Origin of the sequence: Castellaniella sp., assembly GCF_041675725.1 — a bacterium.
In the GTDB taxonomy this organism is placed as follows: domain Bacteria; phylum Pseudomonadota; class Gammaproteobacteria; order Burkholderiales; family Burkholderiaceae_B; genus Castellaniella.
Window position 1 is genome coordinate 1 of record NZ_JBAYTI010000121.1, and the last position, 2905, is coordinate 2905.

General features: G+C 66.7%; 3 protein-coding genes. 1 reads left to right on the top strand and 2 read right to left on the bottom strand.

What is annotated here, in order from left to right; genetic code table 11:
* Window positions 1-609: hypothetical protein (locus WCZ84_RS13905; RefSeq protein WP_372686871.1), on the top strand; the 609-nt coding region annotated here is incomplete at its 5' end.
* A 92-nt stretch (window positions 610-701) separates the two neighbouring features.
* Here WCZ84_RS13905 and WCZ84_RS13910 read toward each other — a convergent pair.
* Together WCZ84_RS13910 and WCZ84_RS13915 are read right to left on the bottom strand one after the other, a co-directional pair.
* On the bottom strand, window positions 702-2000 hold the full coding sequence (locus WCZ84_RS13910; RefSeq protein WP_372686872.1) for an MFS transporter: 1299 nt from the start codon (window positions 1998-2000) through the stop codon (window positions 702-704).
* Window positions 2001-2173: 173 nt separating this feature from the next.
* Window positions 2174-2905: multidrug DMT transporter permease (locus WCZ84_RS13915; RefSeq protein ID WP_372686873.1), on the bottom strand; the 732-nt coding region annotated here is incomplete at its 5' end.

Below are 2905 nucleotides of genomic sequence, written 5' to 3' on the forward strand. Positions count from 1 at the left end.
AAGCTCAACAAGGTGATTGTGCTGCTCAGCGATGGCGACAACGCGCCCAGCGGCGTGGTGCAAAGGGTATCCGAGTCGTATTCAAACAAGTTCGCCGGCTTCAACATGGCCTATGCCTACGAAGAGACCAGCAAACAAACCTGTACGAGCAGCGGGAGGACACAAACCTGTAGTTACAAATGGGATGATCCCAAGAAAATCAGCCTGAAGACGGCCACCAAGGCGATCGACCTGCCCAGTGTGAGCAGCTTCAACCAGTGCCCGGTGTCGGGCCTGCGCATCGTCGATCCCAGCACCATCACGTCGAGCAATTACACGCAGGGCTGTACGGCCGCCACCACCAACATCGGCTGGGCCGGCACCAAGCCTGCGGCCACGGCCATCACCGTGGCCGCTATGGACAACTACATGGCCCAGCTGTGCACGAACATCAAGGACAAGGGGATCCGCATCTTCACGCTCACGCTGAGCAACGACGTCACCAATAAATCGCTGATGCAGAACTGCGCCTCGGGCGACAACTATTTCGACGTCTCCGATGCCAGCGACCTGCCCAGCGCATTTGCGCAGATCGCCGGCGCCCTGACCGAGCTGCGCCTGATCGAGTAAGCGCATAAGCGCGCGGGGCGCGCCTGGGGGTCACGTGGCCGGCGTGTGCCGTGGCCGGCGCGGCTGGCGGTCCGGGCTGCGGGCTGTTTGGTTCAGGCGGCCTGTGGGCGCAGCCGGCGCAGCCCGCCGGCCCGGTACAGCAGGAACAGGACGATGGCCGCGTTCAGCACGTTCCAGGCGATGCCGTTCATGAAGGCGGCCTGGTACGAGCTGGACAGATCGCGGATGGCGCCCGACATCCAGCCGCCCAGGGCCATGCCCACCATGGTGGCCATGAGCACGGTGCCAATGAAGGTGCCCGCGTGGCGCGGCGAAAAATAGTCGCGCACGATGACGGCATAGGCGGGCACGATCCCGCCCTGGAACAGCCCGAACATGGCCGACGTGATGTACAGCGACATCAGCCCGTGGCTGAACAGGTACATGACCAGCGCCAGGGTTTGCAGGATCGAACCCAACAGCAGCACCCGCAGCCCGCCGATGCGGTCGGACAGCATGCCGAACAGCAACCGGCTGACGATGCCCATGGCCAGCATCAGCGAGAGCATGTTGGTGCCGTTGGTCATGCCATAGCCCAGGTCGAAGCACAGGGCCACGATCTGCACCTGCGGCATGGCCATGGCCACGCAGCAGGCCACCCCGGCGATGCTCAGCAGGATCAGCAGGGCGCGCGGCGACATGCCCAGCGGCCGTTCTTGCAAGCGCGCCGCCTGATGCGCGGCGGGGGTGGGCGTGGCAGGCGCCTGGCCGAGGTCGAGCCGGCGGTTGGCTTCGACTTCGGGCGAGCGCCGGCGCAGGAAGAAAGCGAGCGGCACCAGGGTGGCCAGGCAGAACAGGCCGATGCCGGCATAGGTGGCGCGCCAGCCGTGATCTTGCATGAAGAACTGCATGATGGGCGGCCAGACCACCCCGGCCAGAAAGTTGCCGCTCAGGCAGATGGCCACGGCGATGCCGCGATGGCGTGTGAACCAGTGCGAGGCATCGGCCACCATGGGCGCAAACATGGCCGACGTGCCCAGGAGGCCGATCAGCACGCCGTGGGCGATGATGAACACGGTAATGTGGGTGGCGGCCCCGGCCGCCAGGAAACCCAGGCACAGGGCCACGGCCCCGACGATGACCGGCATGAAGATGCCGCTGCGGTCCGACAGCTTGCCCATGACGATGCCGCCCAGCCCGAAGCCGACCATGGTCGCGGCGTAGGGCAGCGAGGCGTCGGCGCGGCCGACGCCGAAATCGGCTTCGACCATCGGCAGCACCACGCTGGCTGCGTACATGCCCACGTTGCCGATCGTAACCACCAGCAGCGAGATGATCAGGCGGATCCAGGCATACGCAGATTCGATGTCGGGGGTCAGCCAGCTTCGTGCCGCTGAAGATGGAGTGCTCATGGATGGGGTTCCGGTTCGGGTGGCCAGGGAGACGGCGCGGGCGGGGTCGCGCGGACCGCAAGTGAATGATGATAGCCGCTTTTTGCCGAACCGGCAGAACCGGCAGAACCGCCTCCCGGGCGCGGTTCGCCGTGAAACGGCGTTATTCGGCGTTTCGGTGCCCGGTGCCCGGGTCAGGCCAGCAGGGCGCCACCGCCGATGATGATCGCGCAGCCCAGCCAGCGGCCCCAGGAGGCGGGTTCCCGCAAGATGAACACGCCAGCCACGGTGCCCATCATGAGCGAAATCTCGCGCAGGGGCGCGACCAGGCTGATGTCGCCGCCCAGCCGGTAGGCGTACAGCACCAGGATATAGGCCAGCGGCGACAGCGCGGCCACCCAGAAGGCCGGCCACCAGCGCCCGCGCATGGCCTGCTGCAGGGCTTGGGGCCGGGCCACGAACCGGGGGGCGAGCAGGGCCACGTTGCCCAGCGCGGCGCACCAGTCGAGGACCACCGGTACGATCAGCAGCATTTTCACGCTCCAGGCATCGACCAGCGTGTAGGCGGCGATGAACAGCCCCGTCAGCAGGCCGCGCCACAGGGCCCCGCGTGCGTGGGGTGTCGTGAAGCGGCGCAGCCGCCCGTCCGATGCGATCAGCAGGATGCCGGCCACGACCAGCGCGATGCCGGCCAGGCGCACGGGGTCACCTGCTTCGCCCAGGAACAGGATGGCAACCAGGCTCGAGAGCAGCGGACCCGTGCCGCGGGCCACCGGGTAGAGCACGGACAGGTCGGTCTTCTGGTAGCCCAATTGCAGACTCAGGTTGTAGCCTAGGTGCAACAGGCTCGCCAACCCGATGAACAGCAGGACCTTCGGGCTCCAGGCCATGTCGCCCTGCCACAGCACCCAGGCCACCCAGGGTGC

Excerpts from the sequence above, each read along its gene's own strand:
- WCZ84_RS13910 (WP_372686872.1), bottom strand. The coding sequence starts at position 2,000 with ATGAGCACTCCATCTTCAGCGGCACGAAGCTGGCTGACCCCCGACATC.